Origin of the sequence: Enterobacter sp. Ap-1006 (genome assembly GCF_011752835.1) — a bacterium.
Classification (GTDB): Bacteria; Pseudomonadota; Gammaproteobacteria; order Enterobacterales; family Enterobacteriaceae; genus Cedecea.
This window is the reverse complement of sequence record NZ_VWWU01000001.1, coordinates 1,559,924-1,584,658: the sequence shown is the minus strand read 5'-3', so window position 1 is coordinate 1,584,658 and position 24,735 is coordinate 1,559,924. Positions and strand designations below refer to the sequence as shown.

Here is a 24,735-nt window from a genome sequence, read left to right as displayed (position 1 = left end):
AGGTTACCAGCCGACGATCCGCTGCCAGACCTCGTGCCCCTCGCCATCTTCGCTCAGAACCTGATAGTGCTGATGCATGGCGGCGGTGGCGCAGGCGTGGTTGGGCAGAATACGCACCCGGCTGCCGACGGGGAAATCATCGACGGTCAAAGTTGAACTGTCCGGCAGGGCAACGATGCCATGCTCCTGGTTGGTGGTGGTGACCAGCAGGTTTTCGTAGGGATCGCCGTTCAGGCTGCACACCTGGCCATAAGCGTAGTCCTGGCTTTGCGCCGCCGTGCCCCTGTCGCGAGAAAGCGCCATCCACCCGGCGTCAATAAATACCCAGCCTTTCTCCCTGTTGTGGCCAATCACCGTGGCGACAACGCTAAGCGCAATATCCTCCAGGCGGCAGACACCGACGTTTTTCATCACCAGGTCGAAAGTGGTAAACACCCCGGCTCTGACTTCGTTGATGCCCGTGAGATCGTCTGCAAAATGGGCTGTCGGCGTGGCACCTACGCTTAATACAGGGCAGCTATAGCCCTGCGAGCGCAGGTGGTTTCCGGCGGTTTTAATCGCGGCACACTCGGCTCTGGCGGCCGCGAGAATAGCTTCGTCCGTGCGGCAGCTATAGGATTCCCCGGCGTGAGCCAGCAGCCCGGTCAGCGTCGAGCCGCTTGCCTCAATGATGCGGGCCAGCGTCAAAAGCTCGTCGCTGTGCGGCGGCAATCCGCCCCGGTGGCCGTCGCAATCCACCTCAATAAATACCGAAAACTTGAGGCCGTGCGCCCGGCTGTATTCGGCCACGGCGCTAGCCTGGGGTTCGCTGTCGAGCAGAATGTGGAGGTTCACGCCTTTAGCCATCAGCGCCGCCACGCGGGGAAGTTTATGGGGCGCGATGCCGACGGCGTAAAGCAGGTTGGTGTATCCCGCGGCGGCAAACGCTTCCGCCTCGGCGAGCGTGGAAACCGTGGCCGGGGAATCACTTTGTTTAAGCAGGTAGCGGGCGGCCTCAATGGAGCGCAGGGTTTTCAGATGTGGCCGGACCTCGCTGCCCAGGGCGTGAACGCGCGAGTACAGGCGCTCAATGTTGCGCAAATATTTGCTTTTCTCGATCAGCAAAAAGGGGGTATCACGGGTGGTGAGCCATTCGGCGGACATAGCGGGTCTCCTGTGGGGTGAGGCTGCATCTTGTCATCCGGCTAATTAGGTATAAATTAATATAAAATCAATTAATGGTTAGGTTCAGACTTAATGATAAACAGCGACGATCTGGCTTTCTTCCGTACTATCGCTACTCACGATACGCTGGCCGCCGCCGCAAGGGCGATGAACGTCACGCCGCCCTCCGTTACGCAGCGGCTGCGCGGGCTGGAACAAAAGCTTGGCGTTGACCTTATTCTGCGGCCCTCGCGGCAGGTTTCACTCACCGATGAAGGCTCGCTGCTGCTGAGCCGGGCGGAGAAGATCCTCACCGAGCTGGCTGGCCTGCAGTCTGCCCTGGACGACAGGCGGCAGCAGGTCAGAGGCAAGCTGCGCGTGCTGGCGCCGCTGGGGTTTGGTAACGACTATATTGCGCCGCTGCTGGGGGAATACGCCTCGCAGCATGAAAACCTTGAAGTGGAGTTGACACTTTCCGACGACCCACACTGGGCCAGACTACACAAATGGGATCTGGTGATTTTCATCGGCGAGCTACGCGATTCCAGCATGCACTGCATCAAGCTTGCGCCTAACCAACGCTTTATCTGCGCTTCCCCGGACTACCTGAACCGAAAAGGCACCCCGCTGACGCCGGAGCAGCTGGTGGATCACGACTGCATTGCGCTGCGGGAAAACCGCGAAGACGTGACGCTGTGGCGTTTTTCCGGCCCAAAAGGAGACTGCCCGCAGCGGATCTCGCCCAAATTGTCGAGCAACGAAGGGCGAGTGGTAAAAGAGTGGGCGCTGGCGGGCAGGGGGATCATTATGCGGTCCGAATGGGATGTGCTGCCACAGATTCACAGCGGCGAGCTGGTGAGACTTCTGCCGGAATACACGCTGCCGGATGCCGATATTGTGGCGCTGAGCGGTGCCCCGCAGGCAGAACGAAGCCCGAGGGCGCAAAAGTTTATCGAACTGCTTAAGGCGCGGCTGGCGGGGAGGCCCTGGGGGGAATAGGCTCAGGCGATTGGCGCCAGGGCATAGGAAATAGCATCTCCATCATCAACCATGCCAAGGGTAGCAAAGCCTGCCCGGTCCAGATGCATGCCTGCAATCAGCAGTTTTTCCCTTGCGGCTTGTTTCAGCACTTTTTTCCGCGTTTGTTCGGCTTGCACCGGATCAACGTCAAAGAGAATAGAGGCGCCAGGCAGCGCAGATTGAATGTGGGGATAATGAACGATGTCTCCCCATATGAGTAAGCTTTTATCATCCGCATCAATGCGAAAGCCGGTGTGGCCCGGCGTGTGACCCGGTAACCAAACCGGGAGGACACCCGCTGTGATTTCACGCTGGCTAAAAAAATGCAGGTTCTGGGCATAGGTCTCTAATGTTTGACGTGCCAGCCTGAAGTTAAGCTTGCCCCGTTCGTTGGCGCCTGTTTCTTTTTCATCATCCCACCAATATTCTGCTTCCAGAGGGTGCAAATAAAGTTTCGCCTGTTTATAGACAGGGTTTCCTTCAGCATCCAGCAGGCCGCCAATATGGTCAGGATGACAGTGACTCAACAAAACCATGTCCACGTCATCAGGCCCGACGCCCAGGGCGGCAAGATTTGCTCTCAATTGCCCACCAACGTTATTCCGTCCCCCCGTACCTGTATCCACCAGCAGGGTTAGACCCTGCCCGCGAATCAGGTAAGCGTTAATGTGAATATTACCGGGCTCAGCCAGGCCTGCGCTCTGCTGGATGGCTTCTGCTTCTGCGATGTCGATGCCAGAGAGTAAATCCAGACTAGAGGGCATAGAGCCATCACTTAAGGCGGTAACCAGAAAATCGCCAATCTGGCAAGACGGAAAAGATGAATAATTCATAAAGACCTCAGGGGGAGTTCAGGAGAGAGACCCGGTTTTTATGCCTGACGGCGGTGGAGCAAAATCATTCGACGCTTGCTCACTTCCAGAAACATGACATCGACAAATTTCCGCAGGCTTAAATCAGCTTAATGATTTTTTGTCATGCTACTGGCTATGCTTCGGCAAATGAATCGACAATATTTCATTGATCAGTGATATTTAGTCACTGATTGTTCATTGTCTGTCTGGAGGCGTATGCGTAGAAAAATTCCCAGCAGTACATCTCTGCAAGCTTTTGAAGCGGCGGCCCGGCACGGTAACTTTGCCCGGGCCGCCGAGGAGCTTTCGCTGACGGAAGGGGCCATTAGTCGCCAGATTGCACGCCTTGAATCGTTACTGAATTGTCGACTATTTGACCGGACAGGGAGCCGAGTGAAACTCAACCCTGTCGGGACGCGTTATGCCTCTCATGTTCGCGAAACGCTTAAGCGAATGGAAAGAGACACTCAGTACATCATGGGGATGCCCAGGGACAGCAGGAGTCTGGATATTGCCGCCCCGCCGACATTTTCGAGCCGGTGGCTTATCCCCCGGCTGAGCCGTTTTGCCGCTTTGCATCCGGACATCACGTTAAATATTGCCGCCAGAACCGATCCTTTTGTTTTGAGCGGCAGCGGTTTTGATGCCGTAGTGCATTTTGAACATGCCGCGTGGACCGGGATGCGCGTGCAATTTCTCTTTGAGGAAAAACTGGTTCCCGTATGCCACCCGGATTTGTTAACAGATCATGAGGGAAAGGGGCAGTTGAAGGATTTACCAAGAATTCACCGACGACTGAACCCGGATGCCTGGCATCACTATGCCCGTGCAACGGGCATAAGCCTTGATAATCTGGCGCAGGGGGTCCGGTACGATCTTCATGAAATGGCCATTGCTGCCGCCCTGGCTGGGCAAGGCGTTGCCCTGGTACCACGTATGTACGTTGCACAAGAACTCGATAGCGGAAGGCTGGTCGCTCCCTGGCCGGAATCAGACTCGTTGAGTAAAAAATTCTGTTTAGTTAAACCGGTGGAAACGGGAATAAACGAATCTGCATTAAGCGATTTTGAGCGCTGGCTACTGGGCGAAATAAATACGCAAACAGGGACATTCCGCTAATATAGTGACGCAGCCTATAGCGTAATACCATTAAGGTGAATAATGACTATTCAGGTTTTAATTCCAGATGATTATCAGCTTGCCACTCAGGCACTCACTTTTCTCCGCAGCCATGATAAGTTCCGCTGCACGTCACTGGGGGATTTAACGAAAGCCGCTCAGGCAGACGAGGCGCTTTTGAATGCTCAGGCATTAATCCTTATTCGTGAAAGAACCGTGGTCGATGAGGCATTTTTACGCCGGACTCCGAATCTAAAGCTGATCAGCCAAACGGGTAAATTAGCAAGAAATGTTGATATTGAAGCCTGTACACGGGCAGGTGTTGCGCTGGTCGAAGGGGTGGGTTCTCCGGTGGCACCAGCAGAATTGACCTGGTTATTAATTATGGCCTCGAGGCGTAAACTGGTTTCCTCAGTGAATGCGATGAGAGAAGGGCGATGGCAAACGGAAATAGGATCTGCGGTCAGTCAGCAAGTCATCGGTATTCTTGGGTTCGGCAAGATAGGTAAACGCCTTGCAAGTTATGCGCAGGCATTTGATATGCAGGTTCAGGTTTGGGGAAGTGAACGGGCTAAGGAGGAGGCGCGGTCAGCCGGTTTCCAGGTGCCGGAAAATCGTGAACAGTTTTTTGCTACATCCGATATTGTCACCGTACACCAGCGCTTAGTGGCGCAAACAGAGGGCAACATTACCTTCGCCGACCTGTCAGCGATGAAAACAGATGCCTTATTCGTTAATACCAGCCGTGCGGAACTGGTTGCGGAAGGAGCACTTTACGAAGCGCTAAAGCAGGGGCGCCCTGGTTATGCTGCGCTGGATGTTTACGAGGATGAACCTGTCTATAACCCAACTAATCCTTATTTATGTATGCCGAATGTATTGTGTACGCCTCATCTTGGCTATGTAGAACAGGCCAGTTACGATTTATATTTCAAAGTGGCGTTTGATAATGTCATTAGATATTTCGAAGGGGATAGATCACAGGTGATGAATTTATCCTTTTGATAATCGATGGCGTGCAAAATAGATAAAGTTAGATGTCACTGGAGTGCTGGCTAATTTGCACTCCTCTCTGTGAATAATGTGGTAACCGGGGGGGATAGGTGAAGATGATATTTGATTTCATTTTTCTCTCTGGTTGCCCACACTGTTTTTATTGAAAGCATCGAGTAAACGAGCGCTAAGGACTCCAACATGCAGCCTTTTCATCAACTGACGGCTACCAGCCTGACTGGCCAGCAGATTACCCTGTCCGATTACGCCGGTAAGCTGGTGCTGGTGGTCAATACTGCCAGCCAGTGCGGCTTTACGCCGCAGTACGCAGGCCTTGAGGCGCTCTATAAGAAGTACGCCGCGCAGGGGCTGGTGGTGCTTGGTTTCCCCTGCAACCAGTTTGGTAAGCAGGAACCCGGTGACGCCGACGAAATCTCGCAGACCTGCCATATTAATTACGGTGTCAGCTTCCCGATGTTCGCAAAGGTCGAGGTCAACGGCACCGCAGCGCATCCTGTGTTTCGTTATCTGAAGAAAGAATTGCCTGGCGTGCTGGGCGGGCGGATCAAGTGGAACTTCACTAAGTTCCTGATTGGCCGGGACGGAAAACCGCTGAAGCGTTTTGCACCGTTCACTACCCCGGAGAAAATGGAAGCCGCAATTGTGGCTGCACTTAAAATATGAGTGGGCCCGTTATTAGAAAAGTAATGCCATCTGTGCGATGTGAAAGGGCTAAGCGAAGAACAGGATGATGAATAAAACCTGGCGATCTCTCAATCGCCAGGCGGGTTGCAAAGACTTTAGATTATTTACCCAGAATTTCTCTGCGCACGATCTCTGCCCCGGCACTCAGGGCATGCAGTTTGCCTCTGGCCACATGGCGCGGCAGCGGAGCCATACCGCAGTTGGTAGAAGGGTAGAGATTTTCGGCATCAACGAACTGCAGCGCTTTGCGCAGGGTGTTGGCCACTTCTTCCGGGGTTTCAATGGCGTGGTTGGCCACGTCGATGGCGCCCACCATCACTTTCTTGCCGCGAATCAGCTCGAGCAGGTCCATCGGCACGTGGGAGTTGTGGCATTCCAGCGAGATGATGTCGATGTTTGAGGTCTGCAGCTTTGGAAACGCCTCTTCGTACTGGCGCCACTCGGAGCCCAGCGTTTTCTTCCAGTCGGTGTTGGCTTTGATGCCGTAGCCGTAGCAGATGTGCACGGCGGTTTCGCACTTCAGGCCTTCGATGGCACGTTCCAGCGTGGCGATGCCCCATTCGTTAACTTCGTCGAAGAAGACGTTGAAGGCTGGCTCATCGAACTGAATGATGTCCACGCCGGCGGCTTCCAGCTCTTTCGCTTCCTGGTTCAGGATCTTGGCGAATTCCCAGGCCAGTTTTTCGCGGCTTTTGTAGTGGTTGTCATACAGCGTGTCGATCATGGTCATCGGGCCAGGCAGCGCCCATTTGATTGGCCGATCGGTCTGTTTGCGTAGGAACTTCGCATCTTCCACAAACACTGGTTTTTGACGAGCCACGGCGCCGACCACGGTCGGGACGCTGGCATCGTAGCGGTTACGAATGCGCACGGTTTCGCGTTTCTCGAAATCCACACCGTCCAGGTGTTCGATAAAAGTGGTCACGAAGTGCTGGCGAGTCTGCTCGCCGTCGCTGACGATGTCGATATCGGCCAGCTGTTGTTCGTGCAGCGCCAGGCGCAGGGCGTCCTGTTTACCCTCAATAAGTTCCTGATCCTGCAGTTTCCACGGCGACCACAGCGTTTCAGGCTGGGCCAGCCAGGACGGTTTTGGCAGGCTGCCGGCAGTGGACGTAGGCAATAATCTTTTCATGTCGAATAACCTTGTATTTGGTGTCTCAAAGAGGGTAGTTAGCAGACCACTGCTCTAAAATTGTTTGGTACGGTTTGATGAAGTGCTCTTCAGTAAACTTCCCTTGTTCGATGGCCAAACGGCTGCGTTCTTCACGATCGTAAACAATTTGAGTAAATGAATGATCCTGGTGGTTCAGGCTTGGCTGGAAGCACAGCCCGGCCGGAGAATTCGCGTTGTAAATCTCCGGGCGGTAGATCTTCTGGAACGTCTCCATGGTGCTGATGGTACTGATAAGCTCGAGGTTCGAGTAGTCATTCACCAGGTCGCCCGTGTGGTAGAAGGCAAACGGCGCCACGCTGTTGGGCGGCATGAAGTAGCGAGCCTTCAGCCCCATTTTGTTGAAGTAGAGATCGGTCAGGGAAGATGAATCTTGCTCATATTCAATGCCCAGCACCGGGTGGCGGTTCCCGGTCTGGCGGTAAACGTTTTTGCTGGAGACGCTCAGGCAAATCACCGGCGCTTTATTGAAATTTTCTTTGTAGGTGTCTGAGCCAACGAAGTGTCTGAACAAGTTCCCGTGCAGCACGCCGTAATCTTCCGGGATGGTGAATTCTGCGCGATCCTGGTTGTACGCTGGCAGCAGAACGCTGAAATCATAGTCGCGAACGTAGGAAGAGAAGTTGTTCCCGACGATGCCTTCGATGCGCTGGCCGGTTTTCTTATCCAGCACGTGAGTTTTTAAAATCTCAATCGCCGGGAAGGTCTTGCCGCTGCCTTCGACATCCAGCTCAACGGAAATAATTTCAAGTTCAACGCCGTAGCGATCGGAGGTGGGGTTGTCCCAGCTTGCCAGGGAGTTGAAGCGGTTATCAATCATGATCAACGCGTTACGCAGGTTCTCCTGACGCTTCTCGCCGCGGGCCAGGTTAGCAAAATTGGTTGTGATGCGCGTATTCCCTGACGGGTTGTAATTCTCATCAAAAACAATGCTCTTAAGAGTAAAAGTAAACGCTTTAGTCATGGTAATCCGGCACCTTAGTTCTGTTTTTTGCCTGTATCTACTGCTTGATTTCTCACAGATAACCTTTGGTTAGCTGTGGTTTTACCTGTCAGTAATCTTCACATTGCATGTCGTTAACAATATTGCATCTTTTATGCCTGAGTCACAGTTTTAGTAAAAGTGATTTAATTTCATTAGAACATGAGCGGTGTTCATGATTTGGAATATGGCCCGGAGAGGAGTCCTCCGGGCCTGATGAATCGGTCAGTTATCAATCTTTGGCGGGCGAATTTTGAACCAAATCGCATACATGGCGGGCAGGAACAGCAGCGTCATAAAGGTGCCGCCAAACGTCCCGCCGATAAGCGTGTAGGCCAGCGCTCCCCAGAACACGGAATGGGTCAGGGGAATAAACGCCAGAATCGCCGCCAGGGCGGTCAACAGCACCGGGCGCGAACGTTGGATCGTCGCTTCAACCACGGCATCAAAAGGCGTCAGCCCGGCCTGCTCGTTATGCTTAATCTGGCCGATGAGGATCAGCGTGTTGCGCATCAAAATCCCTGAAAGCGCAATCAGTCCCACCAGGGCGTTGATGCCGAACGGCTGGTTGAAAATCAGCAGCGTCGGTACCACGCCGATAAGCCCCAGCGGGCTGGTGGCGAACACCATCAGCATGGCTGAGATCGACCTAACCTGAAGAATAATCACCAGCAGCGTTAGCGCGATCATGATCGGGAACAGCGGAGCCATTGCCGCCGTGGCCTTGCCGGATTCTTCAATGGCGCCCGCTTCTTCGATGCGGTACCCCGCCGGAAGCTCTGCCACAATAGGTTGAATTTGTTTCACGATCGCCGTCGACACATCCGGCGGCTGAAGGCCATCGGCGACATCGCCCCGCACGGTTATGGTTGGCGTCCTGTCGCGACGTCGGAGCACCGGATCTTCCATCACAACTTCAACTTTACCGATTTGCGAGAGCGGCACTTTTTGCCCGTTCGCGCCAATGAGCGTCAAGGCGGCGAGCTGTGCCGGATCTTCCCGCACGCTGCCTCGCGCTCGCCCGGTAACCTGCACGGAACGGATATCTTCCCGCACTTCGGTCAACGGCGCGCCGGATAGCAGAAACTGTAATTGCTGCGAGACAGAAGCGGTGGTTAAGCCCACGGCGTAAAGCCGGTCCTGGTTCAGGGTGAAATGCAGGGTAGGAACCCTGGAGCCCCAGTCGATGTTCACGGTGCGCATCAGGCCGCTTTGATTCATCACTTTTTCAACCCGTAACGAAATCGTTCTGAGCACGTCCGGATCTGGCCCCATCACGCGAAACGCTACCGGGTAGGGCGTATAAGGCCCGAAGACCAGCTGGGTGACGCGCACCTGCGCCTCCGGTGCCAGGCCGTTGCTGATGGCCTGCCGCAGCCGCATTTTCAATGCTTCTCGTGCATCGGGATCGGGTGTGAGAATCACGATTTTTGCGAACGAAGGATCGGGCAGCTCCGGGGCCATGGCCAGGTAGAAACGCGGCGCGCCCTGGCCAATGTAGGAGGTGACGATTTTTGACTCTTTCTGCGCGCTGAGCCATTGCTCAATGCGCTCGGTAGTCTTCGTCGTTTGCTCGATAGATGTCCCGTAAGGCAGCTGAACTTCTACCAGCACTTCCGGGCGGTCAGAGATCGGGAAGAATTGTTTCTTTACCACGGCCATTCCGGCTATCGCCAGCACAAACAGGCCGACGACCGAACCAGCGGTCAGCCACTTGCGGGCGATGACTTTTTTCAGCAATGCCCGGAAGCGATTGTAATTTTTGCTGGTGTACAGCGCGTGTTCCGCCAGTGCGGCTTTGTGCATATCGGGTAGCAATTTCACGCCGAGATAGGGCGTGAATACCACGGCCACCAGCCAGGAGGCGATGAGCGCGATACCGACGATCCAGAACATGTTGCTGGTGTACTCCCCGGCGGTGGAGTGGGCGAAGCCGTTCGGCATAAAGCCGATGGCGGTTACCAGCGTGCCCGCCAGCATGGGCGCGGCGGTGTGGCTCCAGGCGTAGGCGGAGGCCTTCACGCGGCTATAGCCTTCCTCCATTTTCACCACCATCATTTCAATGGCGATGATAGCGTCGTCCACCAGCAGGCCCAGCGCCAGAATGAGCGAGCCTAAGGTTATCCTGTCGAAGTTTTTATCTGTGGCGGCCATGACGATAAACACCACCGCCAGCGTCAGCGGCACGGCGGCGGCAACCACGATGCCTACCCGCCAGCCCATGCTGATAAAGCAGACCACCATTACCACCAGCAGGGCGACAAAAAACTTCACCATAAACTCATCCACGGCGGAGCTGATGTTCACTGACTGATCGCTGACTTTACTGAAGCTCATGCCGAGCGGCATCGTGTCGTTGATTTTACGGGTTTCCTGATCCAGGGCTTTGCCCAAATCAAGCCCGTTCCAGCCGTCGCGCATGACCACGCCGAGCAGCAGGGCCGGCTCGCCGTTGTTTCTGACGAGGAACGTGGCCGGATCTTCATACCCGCGCTCGACGTCAGCAACGTCGGACAGTTTCAGCGTTTTCCCCTGGGCCACAATGGGGGTATCGCGGATTTTTGAGAGCTGATCCAGCGCGCCATCCACGCGGATAAACACCTGCGGGCCGGCAGTTTCTATTGAACCTGCGGGGGTGAGCAGGTTCTGGTTACTCAGCGCCTGAAAGATGTCCAGCGGCGAAACACCAAGCGTGGCAAGCCTGTCATGAGAGAACGAAACAAAAATGCGTTCCGCCTGTTCACCGATAATATTTACTTTTTTCACGCCGGGGACGTGCAGCAATTGCTGGCGCAGGTTCTCGGCATCACGCACCAGCAGGCGCTGCGGCTCACCTTTTGCTTTCAGGGCAAACAGCGCGAAGGTCACGTCCGAAAATTCGTCATTCACCAGCGGGCCAATCACGCCATCAGGCAGATTTTTGGCCTCATCGCTGATTTTTTTCCGCGCCTGGTAAAACTCCTCCGGCACGTTGGCGGGCAGCGTGCTGTCTTTTAGGGAGACAACGCTGTAGGCAAGGCCCGGACGGGTATAGGTTTCGGTGCGGTCATAATCGTCCAGCTCCTGCATTCTCTTTTCCAGCGGCTCGGCCACCAGATCCTGCATTTGCTGCGCGGTGGCCCCCGGCCAGGCGGTGATCACGGTCAGCTGTTTCACCGTAAAAGGCGGATCCTCGGCTCGGCCCAGTTTAAAGAACGCGATGATCCCGGCCAGCGTAATGAGCAGGATCAGGAACAGCGTGACTGATTTTTCACGTACCGCGAGGGCGGAAAGGTTAAAGCGAGAGTCGCTCATTACGGTGCTCCCGCCAGATCGGTGGCGCCCTGTGTAAGCAGTCTGACTTCTTCGCCGTCATGCAGCAGATGTGCGCCGAGGGCAACGATGCTGGCGTGGCTGTCGATTTGGGTGGCAACAATGGCGGATTCGTCGGTGATGCGGCGGATGCTCACCGGGTGCCAGCTCACTTTGGCGGGTTTGCCGCTCACTACCCAAACGCCTGTGCCTTTATCTTTCCCGGCGTCATAGAGCGAGGCCAAAGGCACAATCACGTTTTGTGAGGGCATGCCTGCGTCAGGAATGGTGACGGTCACCGTGCTGCCGAGCGGGGCCTGGGCAAGTGCGCCAGCGAGCACAAACTTCGCTTCAAATGTGCGGGTTTGTGGGTCGGCGGCGTCGGAAAGCTGACGTAAGGTAGCGGCCACGAGAGCGCTATCTGAACCGTAAAGATGAGCCTGAGCTACGGTGCCCAGCGCCGGGCGCAGCGTTTCCGGCAAATCGACGACCGCTTCACGCTGGCCCGCCCGGGCGAGACGAATCACCCCTTGCCCGGCGGCGACAACCTGGCCTGGCTCGGCCAGCGTATCCACGATCACGCCGTCAGAATCAGCCGTCAGCACCGCATAATTCATGGCGTTTTTAGCCACATTGGCCTGGGCAATGGCCGCCTGCAGATCCGCTCTGGCGCTGTCGGCCTGGGCTTTGATTTGATCGTACTGCGAGGCAGAAATTGCGCCACTGCCGACGATGCTTCTGTAGCGAGCTTCATCGGCGGCGGCCTGTTTAGCGCGGGCTTTGGCGGCGGCGACGGCCTGATCCTGCGCTTTAGCCTGCAGGCTTAAATCCTGAGGATCGAGTCGGAGCAGGGGCTGGCCGTTTTTTACCGTCTGGCCCTTGTCCACCAGGCGCTCAAGAATTTTTCCCGGAACGCGAAAACCGAGGTCGCTTTGGATTCGGGAGGCGACAATGCCGGTAAAAGCCCGGGCGTTGTCGTTGGCGGACTGAACCGCGACCACGCGAACCAGCGGAGGCTCGGTACGCGGATCCGCTGGCTGAGATGAGTCACCGCAGGCGGTGAGCGCCGAGCACAATAGCGCCACGGCGGCCGGAAAAGGCTTAAGACGAAACATACGTTCCCTTATAAACGCGGAGCAGGAACGCAGATAATTATTCAAGTGACCAATTTAGTCAATGGTCACAAGGTGCGATCAGGGCATCAAACTTTTGATGATAAGCGCGGGCAAAAGTTGTTCAGCCTGTTTAGCCAGCTCGAGGTTGTATTGCAGCTGTATCGGGCTGATAAACGGCAGCATGACGAGAAAAACGGCATTCACGGTGTCATCCATCGGGCTGCGGCGCTCGAATTCGCCGGACTGGCGGCCTGCATGAATGATGGCGGTAAGCACTTCCCGCAGCTGCAACTGGTAGCGTTCGGCCGAGGGCCAGTTCTCCAGGCAGGAAACAATGGCGATGTCGTGCAGTTTCCGGTCGTAGAAAAACAGATCGCTGCCTGCGGCAATAAGCGCGCTGAACATCGCCCGCAGCTTAGCCGACGCGCCGGGGGTGTCATCCACCGCCTGGCTGACGATTTCCATCATTTTTGTCAGGCGGTTGTCGCAGATAACTTCGCCAATTTCCTGCTTGGATTTAAAAAACTTGTAGATATAAGCCTTGGAATAGCCGATGGCTTTGGCCAGATCGGAAACCGTTGTTTTTTCAAATCCATAGTGGCCGAAGAATTCGGTCGCCGCCTCGATGATCTGTTCCCTGACGCTGTGTTCCGCAGGCCCTCTGGTTTCCCCGCCCTGAACGTGAGTTTCAGACATATTTTCTCCCTGTTTTCGGATTTGTGAATGGTGACTATTGTAGCATTGGGTCACTCAGGGAGCGATGTCGTTGCGGCCAGGCTAGTGGGCAAACAGCTGGATAAAGCGTTTCACCGTCGGAGAGCGTTCAAACTGCCGCCAGGCCAGCGCAATGTCCGTTTTCACCTGGTCACCGCGAATCGCGTGGAAGGTGACGTTCGGGCAGGCGATGCAGGTCATCGATTGGGGAACTAAGGCAAAGCCGAAGCCTGCCGAGACCATGCTTAACGAGGAAGAAATTTGCGAAGCCTGGCAGGCACTTTTCAGATCGATGCCTGCCCGCAGGCAGGCGTTATACATCAGTTCATATAATCCGGGGGCCACTTCTTCCGGGAACAGCACTGGCGGGACATCGGCCAGCGCCTGCAGGGCCAGTTCTTTCTCCCCGGAAAGAGGATGGTCCTTGTGCAGAGCAATCATCATCGGCTCTTCGTCAATCAGCTTGAGCGTAAACCGCTTGCTGCTTTCACATGGCAGGCGCACAAACGCCACGTCCAGCAAGCCATCATCCAGCTCCTGCATCAGGCCCGCCATATTGGTTTCTCGCTGGCGCAGTTCGATGGCCGGATAGTGAGCCTGAAACTGGCGCAGCAGGGAAAAAATCTTTGGATTGAACGCGTTTGAACTGGTTATCCCGAGCGACAGCTTGCCGTTAATACCGCGGGCAATGCCGCGGGCTTTCTCCAGCGCGGCATCGCTGTGGGCCAGAATCTGGCAGGCATCCTGATAAAACGCTTCTCCCGCATCCGTCAGCTCTACACCTCTGGTCAAGCGGTGCAGCAGGGGCGTGCCCACTTCACGCTCCAGGCGCTGAATCTGCTGGCTAAGAGGAGGCTGCGAAATACCCAACAGCTCGGCTGCCCGGGTGAAATTATGCGTCTGGGCAACGGCGACAAAATAGCGGAGATAGCGAAGTTCCATATCGAAAACGTCTCAAACCAGAAGGGCTTTTATATTGGAACTGTGAGCTGGATCACGTCAACATTTAATTAATGTTTCTTAACCTTCAGCCCGAGGTGACAGACGCCATGAGCGATCTAACTCTATGTTCCTGCGAAGAAAGTCTTTTAGAGATGGTCGAGACCTTCGCCGCAGCCAATAAAGAAAACATGATATATCAGACTTCATTGATGAGCGCGTTATTGAGCGGCGTCTATGAAGGGGAAACCACCATGGCCGACCTGCTTAAGCACGGTGACTTTGGCTTGGGGACCTTTAACGAGCTGGACGGCGAGATGATTGCCTTCAACAGCAACGTGTATCAATTACGGTCAGACGGCAGCGCCAGAGCGGCCAGCCCGCAGCAGAAAACGCCGTTTGCGGTGATGACCTGGTTTAAACCTCAGTACCGCTTGCGCATCAATAGCCTGACCAGCCGTCAGAAACTGCACGAGATTATCGACGCAAAAATTCCCTCCGATAACCTGTTTTGTGCGCTGCGCATCGACGGTCATTTCCACCACGCACATACCCGCACGGTACCGCGCCAGAAGCCGCCATATCGCGCGATGACAGACGTGCTGGACGACCAGCCGGTGTTCCGCTTTAACGGCCGTAAAGGCGTGCTGGTGGGGTTCCGCACTCCACAGCATATGCAGGGCATTAACGTGGCGGGCTATCACGAACACTTTATTACCGATGACCGCCAGGGCGGCGGGCATCTACTCGATTATCAGCTGGAGCAAGGCGAGCTGACCTTCGGTGAGATCCACAAGCTGATGATCGATCTTCCGGCAGACAGTGCATTTCTTAACGCCAACCTGCACCCCGAAAATCTCGACGCGGCTATCCGCGCGGTTGAAAACTAGCGTTCCCTGAGGAGATGTGAGCCATGAATAATAAAAAACCTTTGCGCCAGTGGGCGCACGGCGCTGACATGGTGGTCAGCCAGCTTGAAGCTCAGGGCGTGAAGCACGTCTTTGGGATCCCAGGGGCGAAGATCGATAAGGTCTTTGATTCGCTGAACGACTCGCCGATTGAACTTATTCCGGTCCGCCACGAAGCCAATGCAGCCTTTATGGCGGCGGCGGTGGGGCGCATCACCGGGAAAGCGGGCGTGGCGCTGGTGACCTCCGGCCCTGGCTGCTCAAACCTGATCACCGGTATGGCAACAGCCAACAGCGAAGGTGACCCGGTTGTGGCGCTTGGCGGGGCGGTAAAACGTTCCGATAAAGCCAAACTGGTACATCAAAGCATGGACACCGTGGCGATGTTCAGCCCGGTGACGAAATACTCGGTGGAAGTCCCTTCTTCGGACGCCATTGCTGAGGTGGTTTCAAACGCTTTCCGCGCCGCCGAGCATGGCCGCCCCGGGAGTGCCTTTGTCAGCCTGCCGCAGGACATCAGCGACGGCCCGGCAACCGGGAATATTTTGCCTGCCAACGGGGCGGTGAAAGCCGGTGCAGCGCCTGACGCCGCTATTAACGATGTGGCGAAACTTATCTCGCAGGCCAAAAATCCTGTATTCCTGCTTGGGCTGATGGCAAGCCAGCAGGAAAACAGCGCGGCGCTGTTCCATCTGCTGGAAAAAAGCCATATCCCGGTCACCAGCACCTATCAGGCCGCAGGCGCGGTGAATCAGCAGCACTTTGCTCGTTTTGCCGGGCGCGTGGGGCTGTTTAATAACCAGGCCGGTGACCGCCTGTTACAGCTTGCGGACCTGGTTATTTGTATCGGCTACAGCCCGGTGGAGTATGAACCGGCGATGTGGAATACCGGTGATGCCACGCTGGTGCATATCGACGTTCTGCCCGCCTATGAAGAACGCAACTACGTGCCGGACGTCGAGCTGGTGGGCGATATCGCCAGCACGCTGGACAAGCTCACCGCCCGTATAGAAAAACCGCTGGTCCTTAGCCCACGTGCGTCAGAAATCCTTGTGGACAGGCAGCACCAGCGTGAACTGCTGAGCCGCCGGGGTGCACAGCTGAATCAGTTTGCACTCCATCCGTTGCGCATCGTCCGGGCGATGCAGGACATCGTGAACGACGACGTGACCCTCACCGTCGATATGGGCAGTTTTCACATCTGGATCGCCCGCTATCTTTATAGCTTCCGCGCCCGTCAGCTGATGATCTCCAACGGCCAGCAAACCATGGGCGTAGCGCTGCCGTGGGCCATTGGCGCGTGGCTGGTGAATCCGGGCCGCAAGGTGGTTTCGGTGTCCGGCGACGGCGGGTTCCTGCAGTCCAGCATGGAGCTGGAAACGGCGGTGCGCCTGGGCGCTAACGTGCTGCACATCATTTGGGTGGATAACGCCTACAACATGGTGGCGATTCAGGAAGAGAAAAAATATCAGCGTTTATCTGGCGTGAACTTCGGGCCGGTGGACTTCAAGGCTTACGCGGATGCCTTTGGCGCTCGAGGCTTTGCGGTGGAAAGCGCGGAAGCGCTGGAGCCGACTTTACGCGCCGCCATGGATGTGAAGGGTCCGGCGGTGGTCGCCATTCCGGTTGATTACAGCGACAACCATTTGCTGATGAGTCAGCTGCACCTCAGCCAAATTCTTTAAACTACAGAAGGATATTGTGATGAAAAAAGTAGCATTGGTTACCGGGGCCGGTCAGGGGATCGGGAAAGCTATCGCGCTGCGTCTGGCTAAAGACGGCTTTGCCGTCGCCGTGGCGGACTACAACGCCAAAACCGCAAAAGAAGTGGCGGACGAAATTAACCGCAATGGCGGCCGCGCGCTGGAAGTGACTGCGGACGTGTCTGACCGCGATCAGGTCTTCGCCGCCGTTGAGGCTGCCCGCAAAGGACTGGGCGGGTTTGATGTCATCGTCAACAACGCTGGCGTAGCCCCTTCTACGCCTATCGAGGACATCACCCCGGAAATCGTCGATAAGGTCTATAACATCAACGTGAAGGGCGTAATTTGGGGTATTCAGGCCGCGGTTAAAGCCTTTAAAGCTGAAGGGCACGGCGGGAAAATCATTAACGCCTGTTCCCAGGCTGGGCACGTGGGTAACCCCGAGCTGGCGGTTTACAGCTCCAGCAAATTTGCCGTGCGCGGCCTGACCCAGACCGCGGCGCGCGACCTGGCCCCGCTGGGCATCACAGTGAATGGTTACTGCCCAGGGATCGTCAAAACCCCAATGTGGGCCGAAATCGACCGTCAGGTGTCTGAAGCAGCGGGTAAACCGCTGGGTTATGGCACCGCAGAATTCGCCAAACGCATTACCCTGGGCCGTCTTTCTGAACCAGAAGATGTGGCCGCCTGTGTGTCTTACCTGGCCAGCGCGGACTCCGATTATATGACCGGGCAGTCGCTGCTTATCGATGGCGGGATGGTCTTTAATTAAAAAAGCGTTTTAATGTGGAGTACCTTTTGGCCTGGCGGGGAACCGTTGGGCCTTTTTTATTTGCCCCTGTTTATCTTAAGTTTTTTATCCACCTCTATACTTTGTCATGGCAACAGCCAGAAAAATCACAGAAAGGACTGGACATGACAAACCTGTCGCAGACGGACGGCGCGGAAGCCTCCGGGACAACGCCGCATAAATTTATCCTCGCGGGAAGCGCCCTCGGCGTGGTGTTTGGCGATATCGGCACCAGCCCGCTTTATACCCTGAAAACGGTGCTGCTGTTATCCGGCAACGATCCGACCCCGTCGGTTATCCTGGGTCTGCTGTCGCTGATTATCTGGACGCTGATCCTCATCACCTCGGTGAAGTATGCGATGTTTGCGATGCGCATCGACAACCACGGGGAAGGCGGCATTATGGCGCTGATGTCGCTGCTGGTGGCGAGAGACAAAGGCTCGCGTTGGGTGGTGCTGGCGGCTTTATTGGGCGCGGCGCTGATCTACGGTGACGGAGCGATTACGCCCGCAATTTCAGTGCTCTCCGCCATTGAAGGGCTGAATATTATCCTGCCGGAGGCCGAAACCTGGGTGCTGCCAATTGCGGTGACGATTCTGGTACTGCTGTTTGCCGTGCAGCCTTTCGGCACGGCTAAGATAGGTAAAGTCTTCGGGCCGATTATGGCGCTGTGGTTTATTTCTATCGCCGGGCTTGGGATTTGGGGTATCGCGCAGCATCCGGCCGTGCTGCTGGCTATCAATCCCTGGTATGGCCTGCAGTTTCTCGTCTCTAACGGTTTTGTCAGTTTTATGGTGCTGGGCGGCGTGTTTCTGTGCGTCACCGGGGCGGAAGCGCTGTATGCCGACATGGGACATTTCGGGAAAAAACCTATCTGGATGGCGTGGTACGGCGTGGTATTCCCAAGCCTGCTGCTGAACTACGCGGGGCAGTCGGCGCTGATCCTTTCCGGGGCCGATATCACCCAGAATATCTTTTTCCGCCTTTGCCCGCCGGCACTGCTGATCCCACTGGTGATCCTTGCCACGCTGGCCACCATTATTGCCAGCCAGGCAATTATCACCGGGGCATTTTCGATGACCCGGCAGGCAATACAGCTGGGCTGGCTGCCGCGCCTGCGCATTCGCCAGACGGCGGCGGAAAGCTACGGGCAAATTTATATCGGCGTGATCAACTGGCTGCTGATGGGCGTCACGCTGTTCCTGACGGTGTTCTTCAGGTCGTCCGAGAACCTGGCGGCGGCTTACGGGATTGCGGTATCTCTCACCATGCTGATGACCTCCGGGCTACTGTACGTGGCGATGCGTCACATCTGGCAGTGGCGGCGGCTGACCAGCGCGCTGGTGGCGGGGGGCTTTTTGATCGTCGATACCTGCTTCCTGATCGCTAATCTGATCAAGGTACTGGAGGGCGGTTATATTCCACTGCTGCTGGCGGCGATTGTCTGCACGACGATGCTGGTCTGGCACCGTGGCGCGGCGGCGGCGTCCAGGGCGGTGAACGAAAAGGTGATCGATGTGAACACCTTCTTCGCCGCGCTGAAAGAGCGTGGCGTACCGCGCGTGCAGGGTTCAGCGGTGTTCCTGACCAAAACGCGCAACGGTATTCCGCCGGTGATGCGGTGGCATGTGGCGCGCAACCACGCGCTGCAGGAGCAGGTACTTTCGCTGACCATTTCTATCATGAACGTCCCGCGCGTACCGGCTGGAGAGAGGTTGGTGATCGTGGAGCAGGCACCGAATTACTGGCGCGGTATCGCCCAGTACGGCTTTATGGAAAGACCGCATATTCCTGAACTTATGGCGAGACTGGGAGAGATGGCGTGTGCCTTCCGCGTGGAGGATGTGACCTACTATCTGGGCCATGAAACCATCGTGGCCCGTGAGGACGGGCAGGGGATGCCAGCCTGGCAGCGTAAGTGCTTCGCGTTCATGGTGAGAAACGCCACGCACGTGACGCATTATTACCGCCTGCCGAGCGACAGCGTGGTAGAGATCAGCCGCCGGATAGCAATTTAATCCGCCCGCAGGACCAGGCGAATAAAACTGTCGATGTCGTCCAGCGCCAGCTGCCTGTCGGCAGGGGCTGAGGCGACCAGCAGTTTGTCGGCATAACCGTTTAGCAGGGCGCTAAACTGGCGCGTAGCTCTGGCGGCATCCACCGCCTTAAACACGCCGGCCGCAATGCCGTCATCGACGATATCGGCCAGCACTTTTTCCCATTTTTGCGTCATCACCAGCGCAAGCTCGGCCCATACGCTGCTGTGCGCTGCCTGGTGCCACAGCGCGCCGTAAAGCTGCCAGACAGCGTCCGGCGCGTGAGGGAGATACGTGTGGATCAAGCGTTGTAGCTTATCTTCCGGGGAAAACGTGTCGGTTTCAGCGGTAAACTTGTGCAGATCGGCCATCAAAAACGCGGTCATCGCTTCAATGCAAAGTGTTTGCCAGTCGCTGAAGTAGTGGTAAATGTGGCTCCGTGAAATACCCACCCGCTCGGTAAGTTCGCGGGTGGTCACTTTCTCAATACCTTTCTCAATGAACAGCTCAATGGCCCCGCTCAGGATTTTGCTTCTTAGCGTGTCCGGTGCTTCTTTCATGACGTTTCCACGGTTATCTGAATCGCTGGTGTGGCATCTTATCAGTTTTTAACTCGTTGGCTGGACAGCTTTTCCGGCTGGCGCAGCACATATTTCAAGATCGCGGTGCTGACGGCGACCAGCACGGCGGCGCAGATAATCACCGTCAGATAGGCGTGGCTGAAGGCGTTTCGCGCCAGCTCTTTCAGCAGGGCGGCGCTTGCCGTGCTCATCGAGCCTGCAAGGTGCAGAGCCTCATCCAGACTGTCGTACGCGCTGTTTCCTGCCACCAGGCCCTCAGGCAACACCAGGCTTGCGCTGTAGACCGCGGTCATCAGGCCGCCCAGCAACGTCACGCCAAGTACGCCGCCCATTTCCCATGAGACATCCTCAATCGCGGCGACCATGCCGGCTTTTTCTTCCGGGGCATTGAGCATGATGGATGTTGATGCGGCGGTAAACGCCACGCCGAGCCCAAGCCCGATGACAAACAGCGCGGCGAGCTGTGGCGTCAGGCTGTAATCGGCCAGCAAAGCCATACTCGTCATGCCCATCGCTGTCACCAGCAGGCCGAAGACCATAAGTTTGGCGCCGCCCCAGCGTGGCAGCACGACGCCGGCCAGCGGTGAAGCCAGGGCCGAGCCAATCGGGATAGGCAGAATCGACAGCCCGGCCAACAGCGGCGTCAGGCCCAGGACAAGCTGCAGGCGCTGGGTCAATACCAGCTCAATGCCGGTTAGCGCAATCATAGTAATGATGGCGACGCTAATGCCGCTGGCGAACATACGGTTGCGGAACAGCGAGAAATCGATCATCGGCTGGGCCGAACGCTGTTGGCGACGAACAAACAGCGTTAAAAAGACGACGCCAGCCAGCAAAGAGCCGGTCACGGTTAGCCACGAGGCATCCATCTTGCTGAGTTCCTTGAGCGCGTAAATCACGCCTACAAGGCCAAGCATAATCAGCAGCGAAGCGGTGAAATCACAGGGACGGCTGGCGTTCCCCGCATCCCGTGGGATCAAGAACCAGGCAAAAACGATAACCAGCAAGACGACCGGTACGTTAATCAGGAAGACCGATCCCCACCAGAAGTACTCCAGCAGCACGCCGCCAATAACCGGGCCAAGCGCCGCGGCGGCAGAAGCCACGGCAGACCAAATGCCGATGGCCAGCGCCCGTTCGCGCTCGTTGGTAAAGACCTGACGCACGATGGCAAGCGTGGCCGGCATCATCATTGTGGCACCAATAGCCAGAAACACGCGTGAAGCGATCAGCAGTTCAGCCGTGGGCGAGTAGGCCGCGCAGAGCGAAGCGAGGCCGAAAACAGGTAACCCGGACATAAATAGCAGCTTGTGGCCCAGGCGGTCACTCAGCATGCCCGCGCCGGGTAGCAGGCCCGCCGCCACCAGCGGATAGGCGTTAATGATCCACAGTTTTTCAGACGCCGTAGCGTTTAAGGCCTGGGTGAGCCTGGGCAGTGCCGTGTAAAGCACCGTCATATCTATAATGATCAGGAAAAGGGTGCTGGTCAGGATCGCCAGAATCAGCCAGCGGTTAGTGAAGCGCATGTTGAATGCCTCTAAAATAATCCAAATTTGAGCGGTTGCTCAAGCGCGAAATATACTTGAGCACTTGCTCAAAAACAAGCGCGACATTGCCGCGTATTTAGCGGTGGTTTACTTGTTGTAGAGGGGGCGAACGCGATAAGGTAGCCGCCTGCGAGGATATTCATTCAGGTTTGAGCACAGGGCAGGGAAATGAAAAAACTGATCGTGATGTTACATGGGGTAGGGAGTTCCGGGGCGGATCTCGAAGGGCTGGGGCTTTTTGTCCAGCAGGTCATGCCGGAAGTGCTATTTGCCTCACCGAACGGCAGCGAGCCTTTTGACGGCGGCGGCGATGCCTGGCAGTGGTTCAGTCTGGAAGGCGTGACAGCACAAAACCGCCCGCAGCGCGTTGTAGAGGCCCGGGCCGCGTTTGATGCGAAGCTGGAAGCTATTTTTAAGCAGCATGACGTGACGCCGGGTAAAGATCAGGTCATTCTGCTGGGCTTCTCTCAGGGATCTATCATGGCCCTGGATGTTCTGGCCACCTCCCGTTTTCCACTGGCGGGCGTGGTGGCGTTTTCCGGGCGTCTTGCTTCACCCAAACCGTATCATGTGGCGGCAGATGCGTCGGCGCTGTTGATTCATGGTATGGCGGATCAGGTGATTCCGTGGGCTGAAAGTGAAGCGACTGCGGCGGCATTAATTGAAGCCGGCGCGGAAGTTGAAACGCTGTTTGAACCCGGCGTGGTGCATACCATTAGCGCGGATGGTGTGTCGCAGGCGCTGGGGTATATTGCGGAGCGTTTTGAGTTAGATCCGGAGTGATTTTTTCCCTCACCCTAACCCTCTCCCAAAGGGAGAGGGGATAAAACATATTGCATGTGATCTTACCTCTCACCCCTTTTGGGGATAGGGGCAAAATCTTCAGGACTTGCTCATATCACTCAGCAGCACCGCAATGCTTTTCCCGCCTTCCGTTTGTTCCAGCGCAATCTTCACCGCAATCGTCAGCGGCACGGACAGCAGCATACCGACCGGGCCGAGCAGCCAGCCCCAGAAGATGAGTGACAGGAATACCACCAGCGTAGAGAGCCCAAGCCCTCGGCCCATCATGCGCGGCTCCAGGATATTGCCAAACACCAGATTAATCAGAAGATAACCCGCGACGACAATCAGGGCCTCGTACAATCCGTTAAATACCAGAACCTGCACCACCGGTGGGATGGCCGCCAGCACGGAGCCGATGTTTGGAATATAGTTGAGCGCGAAGGCCAGCAGCCCCCAGATAAAGGCAAAGCGGACGTCAAGGGCGGCAAGCATGCCCCATACGACAAGGCCGGTGACGATGCTGATGGCCGTTTTTAGCACCAAATAATGGCTGACGCTGTCCAGCGCACGCTGAATGGCGCCCATACCTTCTTCCGGGCGAGCCATCAGCTGCTGCAGCTTGCGCGGCAGTTGTGGGACCTCAATCAGCATAAACACCACGGTCAGCAGCAGTAAAAAGATAGACGTCATCGCGTTGGAAAGCTGCGTCAGCAGACCGGTAACCAGCGTCATCAGGGCATTAGGATCGACATACTTCATTAACTCATCGACAGAAACAGAAATTCCCGCGCGCTGCAGCCAGGGTTCAAGGGTTTTTAACGGCACCACCAATGAAGAGCGGTACTGCGGCAGGGTCCGCGCAAGTTCGTTTAGCGAAGTGCCGAGATAGGCCAGCAGCAGCACCATGCTCAGGATAATGACGACAATCACCAGGCTGATGGCCAGCACGCGCGGCACCCGAAGCCGTTCAAGACGACGAATTAGCGGGTTTAGAATAACGGCAATAAATAGCGCCAGAATAAATGGCACGATGATGTCGGCGGCCGCTTTAATACCCACCAGAATAATGACCAGCATTCCCAGCATAATCACGGCTTTCAGTGCTTTGAGTGTAATGATTGGTTTTGCCATTGTGGCTGGTTCTCCAGTGTGCGGGCGGGGGAAATAATACACCACCGTTAAAATAGTCTTCCCTTTATTACGTTATTTTAAACGTTAAAAACAGTTTATTACATCGTGTTTTTACTGCCGCCTTGCGTAAAGGAGTGTAAAGGTCAGGCGCTAACATACCGATTTATGGTATAAAATCGGCGTGTTTAACTACTGAGGACAATTTTCTATCCGCAACTGATGAGAAGCAACACCGCGGGTAAGTTGGAAATATTATGGACAATACGTTCAGCACTTCATTCAATCAGCATTCTGTTTTTATCACATCTACATCTTCACTCTCTGGTGAGCAGCACTGGCGCAACGCGCTATAGTCCCTTTCTTCTGACATTTTTTTTCTGGTTTTCAAATTTTCTCTTGCTCGTCGTGTGACGTGGCTTGTCGGTTTTTGCATCTTTATTTTCTCTGTCAGGAGAGAAATCATGATTTATTGGATTTTATTGGGCTTAGCCATCGTTGCCGAAATTACCGGCACCTTGTCAATGAAATGGTCAAGCGTAAACGAAAGTAATATGGGGTATATTTTCATGCTGGTCATGATCGCGATCTCCTATATTTTTCTGGCGTTTTCGGTTAAAAAAATCGCCCTTGGCGTGGCATATGCCATGTGGGAAGGCATCGGTATTCTGTTTATTACCGTCTTCAGCGTCATGCTGTTTGATGAGTCCATTTCACCGCTAAAAATACTTGGCTTAACTACGCTGGTTATTGGTATTGCGCTGATTAAGTCGGGTACGCGAGAGAAAAAATCACGCCCGGTGAAATCAGAGAAAGGGGAGCATCATGCAGTCGTTTGAGTGGGTACACGCCCTGTGGCTAACGTTAGCCATTATTCTGGAAATCGTCGCCAATATCTTTTTAAAACAATCTGATGGTTTCAAACGCCCGATTTACGGCGTGCTGTCTCTGCTGGCCGTGCTGGCCGCGTTCAGTGCCCTGGCTCAGGCCGTTAAAGGCATTGAGTTATCCGTCGCCTATGCGCTCTGGGGCGGGTTTGGTATCGCCGCCACCGTGGCCGCGGGCTGGATCCTCTTCGGCCAGCGCCTTAACCGCAAAGGTTGGGTTGGCCTGAGTTTGTTGCTGGTCGGGATGGTTATTATCAAAATTGCCTGATCCATCACGCTGCCCGTTAATTATTCGGGCAGCGCTTTCCTCAGGGTGTATTACG

At 55.6% G+C, this 24,735-nt stretch carries 23 protein-coding genes; 12 read left to right on the top strand and 11 right to left on the bottom strand.

What is annotated here, in order from left to right:
• Positions 1–3 precede the first annotated feature (3 nt).
• Positions 4–1,143 (bottom strand): DSD1 family PLP-dependent enzyme, encoded by a 1,140-nt coding sequence (locus F3J28_RS07265; RefSeq protein WP_166874296.1) that lies wholly within the window; start codon positions 1,141–1,143, stop codon positions 4–6.
• A gap of 93 nt (positions 1,144–1,236) precedes the next feature.
• Here F3J28_RS07265 and F3J28_RS07260 point away from each other — a divergent pair, with 93 nt between their 5' ends.
• Positions 1,237–2,142, top strand: a complete 906-nt coding sequence (locus F3J28_RS07260; RefSeq protein WP_166874294.1) for a LysR family transcriptional regulator — start codon at positions 1,237–1,239, stop codon at positions 2,140–2,142.
• Between the two features lie 2 nt (positions 2,143–2,144).
• On the opposite strand, the gene F3J28_RS07255 is transcribed toward F3J28_RS07260, so the two are convergent.
• Complete coding sequence (locus tag F3J28_RS07255) at positions 2,145–2,996, bottom strand: MBL fold metallo-hydrolase (protein ID WP_166874291.1); 852 nt, start codon at positions 2,994–2,996, stop codon at positions 2,145–2,147.
• 237 nt (positions 2,997–3,233) lie between these two features.
• Here F3J28_RS07255 and F3J28_RS07250 point away from each other — a divergent pair, with 237 nt between their 5' ends.
• The 3 genes from F3J28_RS07250 (at position 3,234) to F3J28_RS07240 (ending at position 5,813) form a co-directional block, all read left to right on the top strand.
• Entirely contained in the window at positions 3,234–4,136 is a 903-nt protein-coding gene (locus F3J28_RS07250) for a LysR substrate-binding domain-containing protein (RefSeq protein ID WP_166874288.1), read from the top strand.
• Between the two features lie 42 nt (positions 4,137–4,178).
• Positions 4,179–5,141 (top strand): D-2-hydroxyacid dehydrogenase family protein, encoded by a 963-nt coding sequence (locus tag F3J28_RS07245; RefSeq protein WP_166874285.1) that lies wholly within the window; start codon positions 4,179–4,181, stop codon positions 5,139–5,141.
• Positions 5,142–5,330: 189 nt separating this feature from the next.
• Positions 5,331–5,813, top strand: coding sequence for a glutathione peroxidase (locus tag F3J28_RS07240; RefSeq protein ID WP_166874282.1), 483 nt, complete (start codon positions 5,331–5,333; stop codon positions 5,811–5,813).
• Between the two features lie 121 nt (positions 5,814–5,934).
• On the opposite strand, the gene F3J28_RS07235 is transcribed toward F3J28_RS07240, so the two are convergent.
• The 6 genes from F3J28_RS07235 to F3J28_RS07210 form a co-directional block, all read right to left on the bottom strand.
• Positions 5,935–6,966, bottom strand: coding sequence for a methionine synthase (locus F3J28_RS07235; RefSeq protein WP_008459294.1), 1,032 nt, complete (start codon positions 6,964–6,966; stop codon positions 5,935–5,937).
• Between the two features lie 25 nt (positions 6,967–6,991).
• Entirely contained in the window at positions 6,992–7,969 is a 978-nt protein-coding gene (locus tag F3J28_RS07230) for a DUF1852 domain-containing protein (protein ID WP_166874279.1), read from the bottom strand.
• 243 nt (positions 7,970–8,212) lie between these two features.
• Positions 8,213–11,281, bottom strand: a complete 3,069-nt coding sequence (locus F3J28_RS07225) for an efflux RND transporter permease subunit (protein ID WP_166874275.1) — start codon at positions 11,279–11,281, stop codon at positions 8,213–8,215.
• Positions 11,281–12,393 carry an efflux RND transporter periplasmic adaptor subunit gene (locus tag F3J28_RS07220; protein WP_166874273.1) on the bottom strand — a complete coding sequence of 371 codons (1,113 nt, stop codon included), beginning with the start codon at positions 12,391–12,393 and terminating at the stop codon, positions 11,281–11,283. The genes F3J28_RS07225 and F3J28_RS07220 overlap by 1 nt, the downstream gene beginning before the upstream one ends.
• A 78-nt stretch (positions 12,394–12,471) precedes the next feature.
• Positions 12,472–13,089, bottom strand: coding sequence for a TetR/AcrR family transcriptional regulator (locus F3J28_RS07215; RefSeq protein WP_166874270.1), 618 nt, complete (start codon positions 13,087–13,089; stop codon positions 12,472–12,474).
• Positions 13,090–13,170: 81 nt separating this feature from the next.
• The gene (locus F3J28_RS07210; RefSeq protein ID WP_008459283.1) at positions 13,171–14,049 is read right to left on the bottom strand and encodes a LysR family transcriptional regulator; all 879 of its coding nucleotides are present in this window, start codon (positions 14,047–14,049) and stop codon (positions 13,171–13,173) included.
• A 107-nt stretch (positions 14,050–14,156) separates the two neighbouring features.
• Here F3J28_RS07210 and budA point away from each other — a divergent pair, with 107 nt between their 5' ends.
• The 4 genes from budA (at position 14,157) to F3J28_RS07190 (ending at position 19,465) form a co-directional block, all read left to right on the top strand.
• A complete protein-coding gene (gene budA, locus F3J28_RS07205) occupies positions 14,157–14,936 on the top strand; it encodes an acetolactate decarboxylase (protein WP_034809472.1) in 780 nt (259 codons plus the stop codon).
• 23 nt (positions 14,937–14,959) lie between these two features.
• Positions 14,960–16,639 (top strand): acetolactate synthase AlsS, encoded by a 1,680-nt coding sequence (gene alsS, locus F3J28_RS07200; RefSeq protein ID WP_166874268.1) that lies wholly within the window; start codon positions 14,960–14,962, stop codon positions 16,637–16,639.
• 19 nt (positions 16,640–16,658) lie between these two features.
• Positions 16,659–17,429: a (S)-acetoin forming diacetyl reductase gene (locus F3J28_RS07195; protein ID WP_008459277.1), complete on the top strand. Its 771-nt coding sequence runs from the start codon at positions 16,659–16,661 to the stop codon at positions 17,427–17,429.
• Between the two features lie 143 nt (positions 17,430–17,572).
• Positions 17,573–19,465: a potassium transporter Kup gene (locus F3J28_RS07190; RefSeq protein WP_166874265.1), complete on the top strand. Its 1,893-nt coding sequence runs from the start codon at positions 17,573–17,575 to the stop codon at positions 19,463–19,465.
• Here the strand turns inward: F3J28_RS07190 and F3J28_RS07185 are convergent.
• Both F3J28_RS07185 and F3J28_RS07180 read right to left on the bottom strand, forming a co-directional pair.
• Positions 19,462–20,043, bottom strand: a complete 582-nt coding sequence (locus F3J28_RS07185) for a TetR/AcrR family transcriptional regulator (protein WP_166874262.1) — start codon at positions 20,041–20,043, stop codon at positions 19,462–19,464. The genes F3J28_RS07190 and F3J28_RS07185 overlap by 4 nt on opposite strands.
• Before the next feature lie 41 nt (positions 20,044–20,084).
• Positions 20,085–21,590 (bottom strand): MFS transporter, encoded by a 1,506-nt coding sequence (locus F3J28_RS07180; protein WP_166874259.1) that lies wholly within the window; start codon positions 21,588–21,590, stop codon positions 20,085–20,087.
• Between the two features lie 189 nt (positions 21,591–21,779).
• Between F3J28_RS07180 and F3J28_RS07175 the strand changes: the two genes are divergently transcribed.
• Entirely contained in the window at positions 21,780–22,394 is a 615-nt protein-coding gene (locus F3J28_RS07175; protein ID WP_166874256.1) for an alpha/beta hydrolase, read from the top strand.
• A 99-nt stretch (positions 22,395–22,493) separates the two neighbouring features.
• On the opposite strand, the gene F3J28_RS07170 is transcribed toward F3J28_RS07175, so the two are convergent.
• Positions 22,494–23,528, bottom strand: a complete 1,035-nt coding sequence (locus tag F3J28_RS07170; protein WP_008459267.1) for an AI-2E family transporter — start codon at positions 23,526–23,528, stop codon at positions 22,494–22,496.
• Between the two features lie 254 nt (positions 23,529–23,782).
• Between F3J28_RS07170 and F3J28_RS22620 the strand changes: the two genes are divergently transcribed.
• From F3J28_RS22620 to mdtI, 3 genes are all read left to right on the top strand, one after another.
• A complete protein-coding gene (locus F3J28_RS22620) occupies positions 23,783–23,881 on the top strand; it encodes a protein YdgV (protein WP_442892170.1) in 99 nt (32 codons plus the stop codon).
• Positions 23,882–23,989: 108 nt separating this feature from the next.
• Positions 23,990–24,364, top strand: a complete 375-nt coding sequence (gene mdtJ, locus F3J28_RS07165) for a multidrug/spermidine efflux SMR transporter subunit MdtJ (RefSeq protein ID WP_166874253.1) — start codon at positions 23,990–23,992, stop codon at positions 24,362–24,364.
• Positions 24,351–24,680: a multidrug/spermidine efflux SMR transporter subunit MdtI gene (gene mdtI / locus F3J28_RS07160; RefSeq protein WP_008459264.1), complete on the top strand. Its 330-nt coding sequence runs from the start codon at positions 24,351–24,353 to the stop codon at positions 24,678–24,680. The genes mdtJ and mdtI overlap by 14 nt, the downstream gene beginning before the upstream one ends.
• The last annotated feature ends 55 nt before the right edge of the window (positions 24,681–24,735 follow it).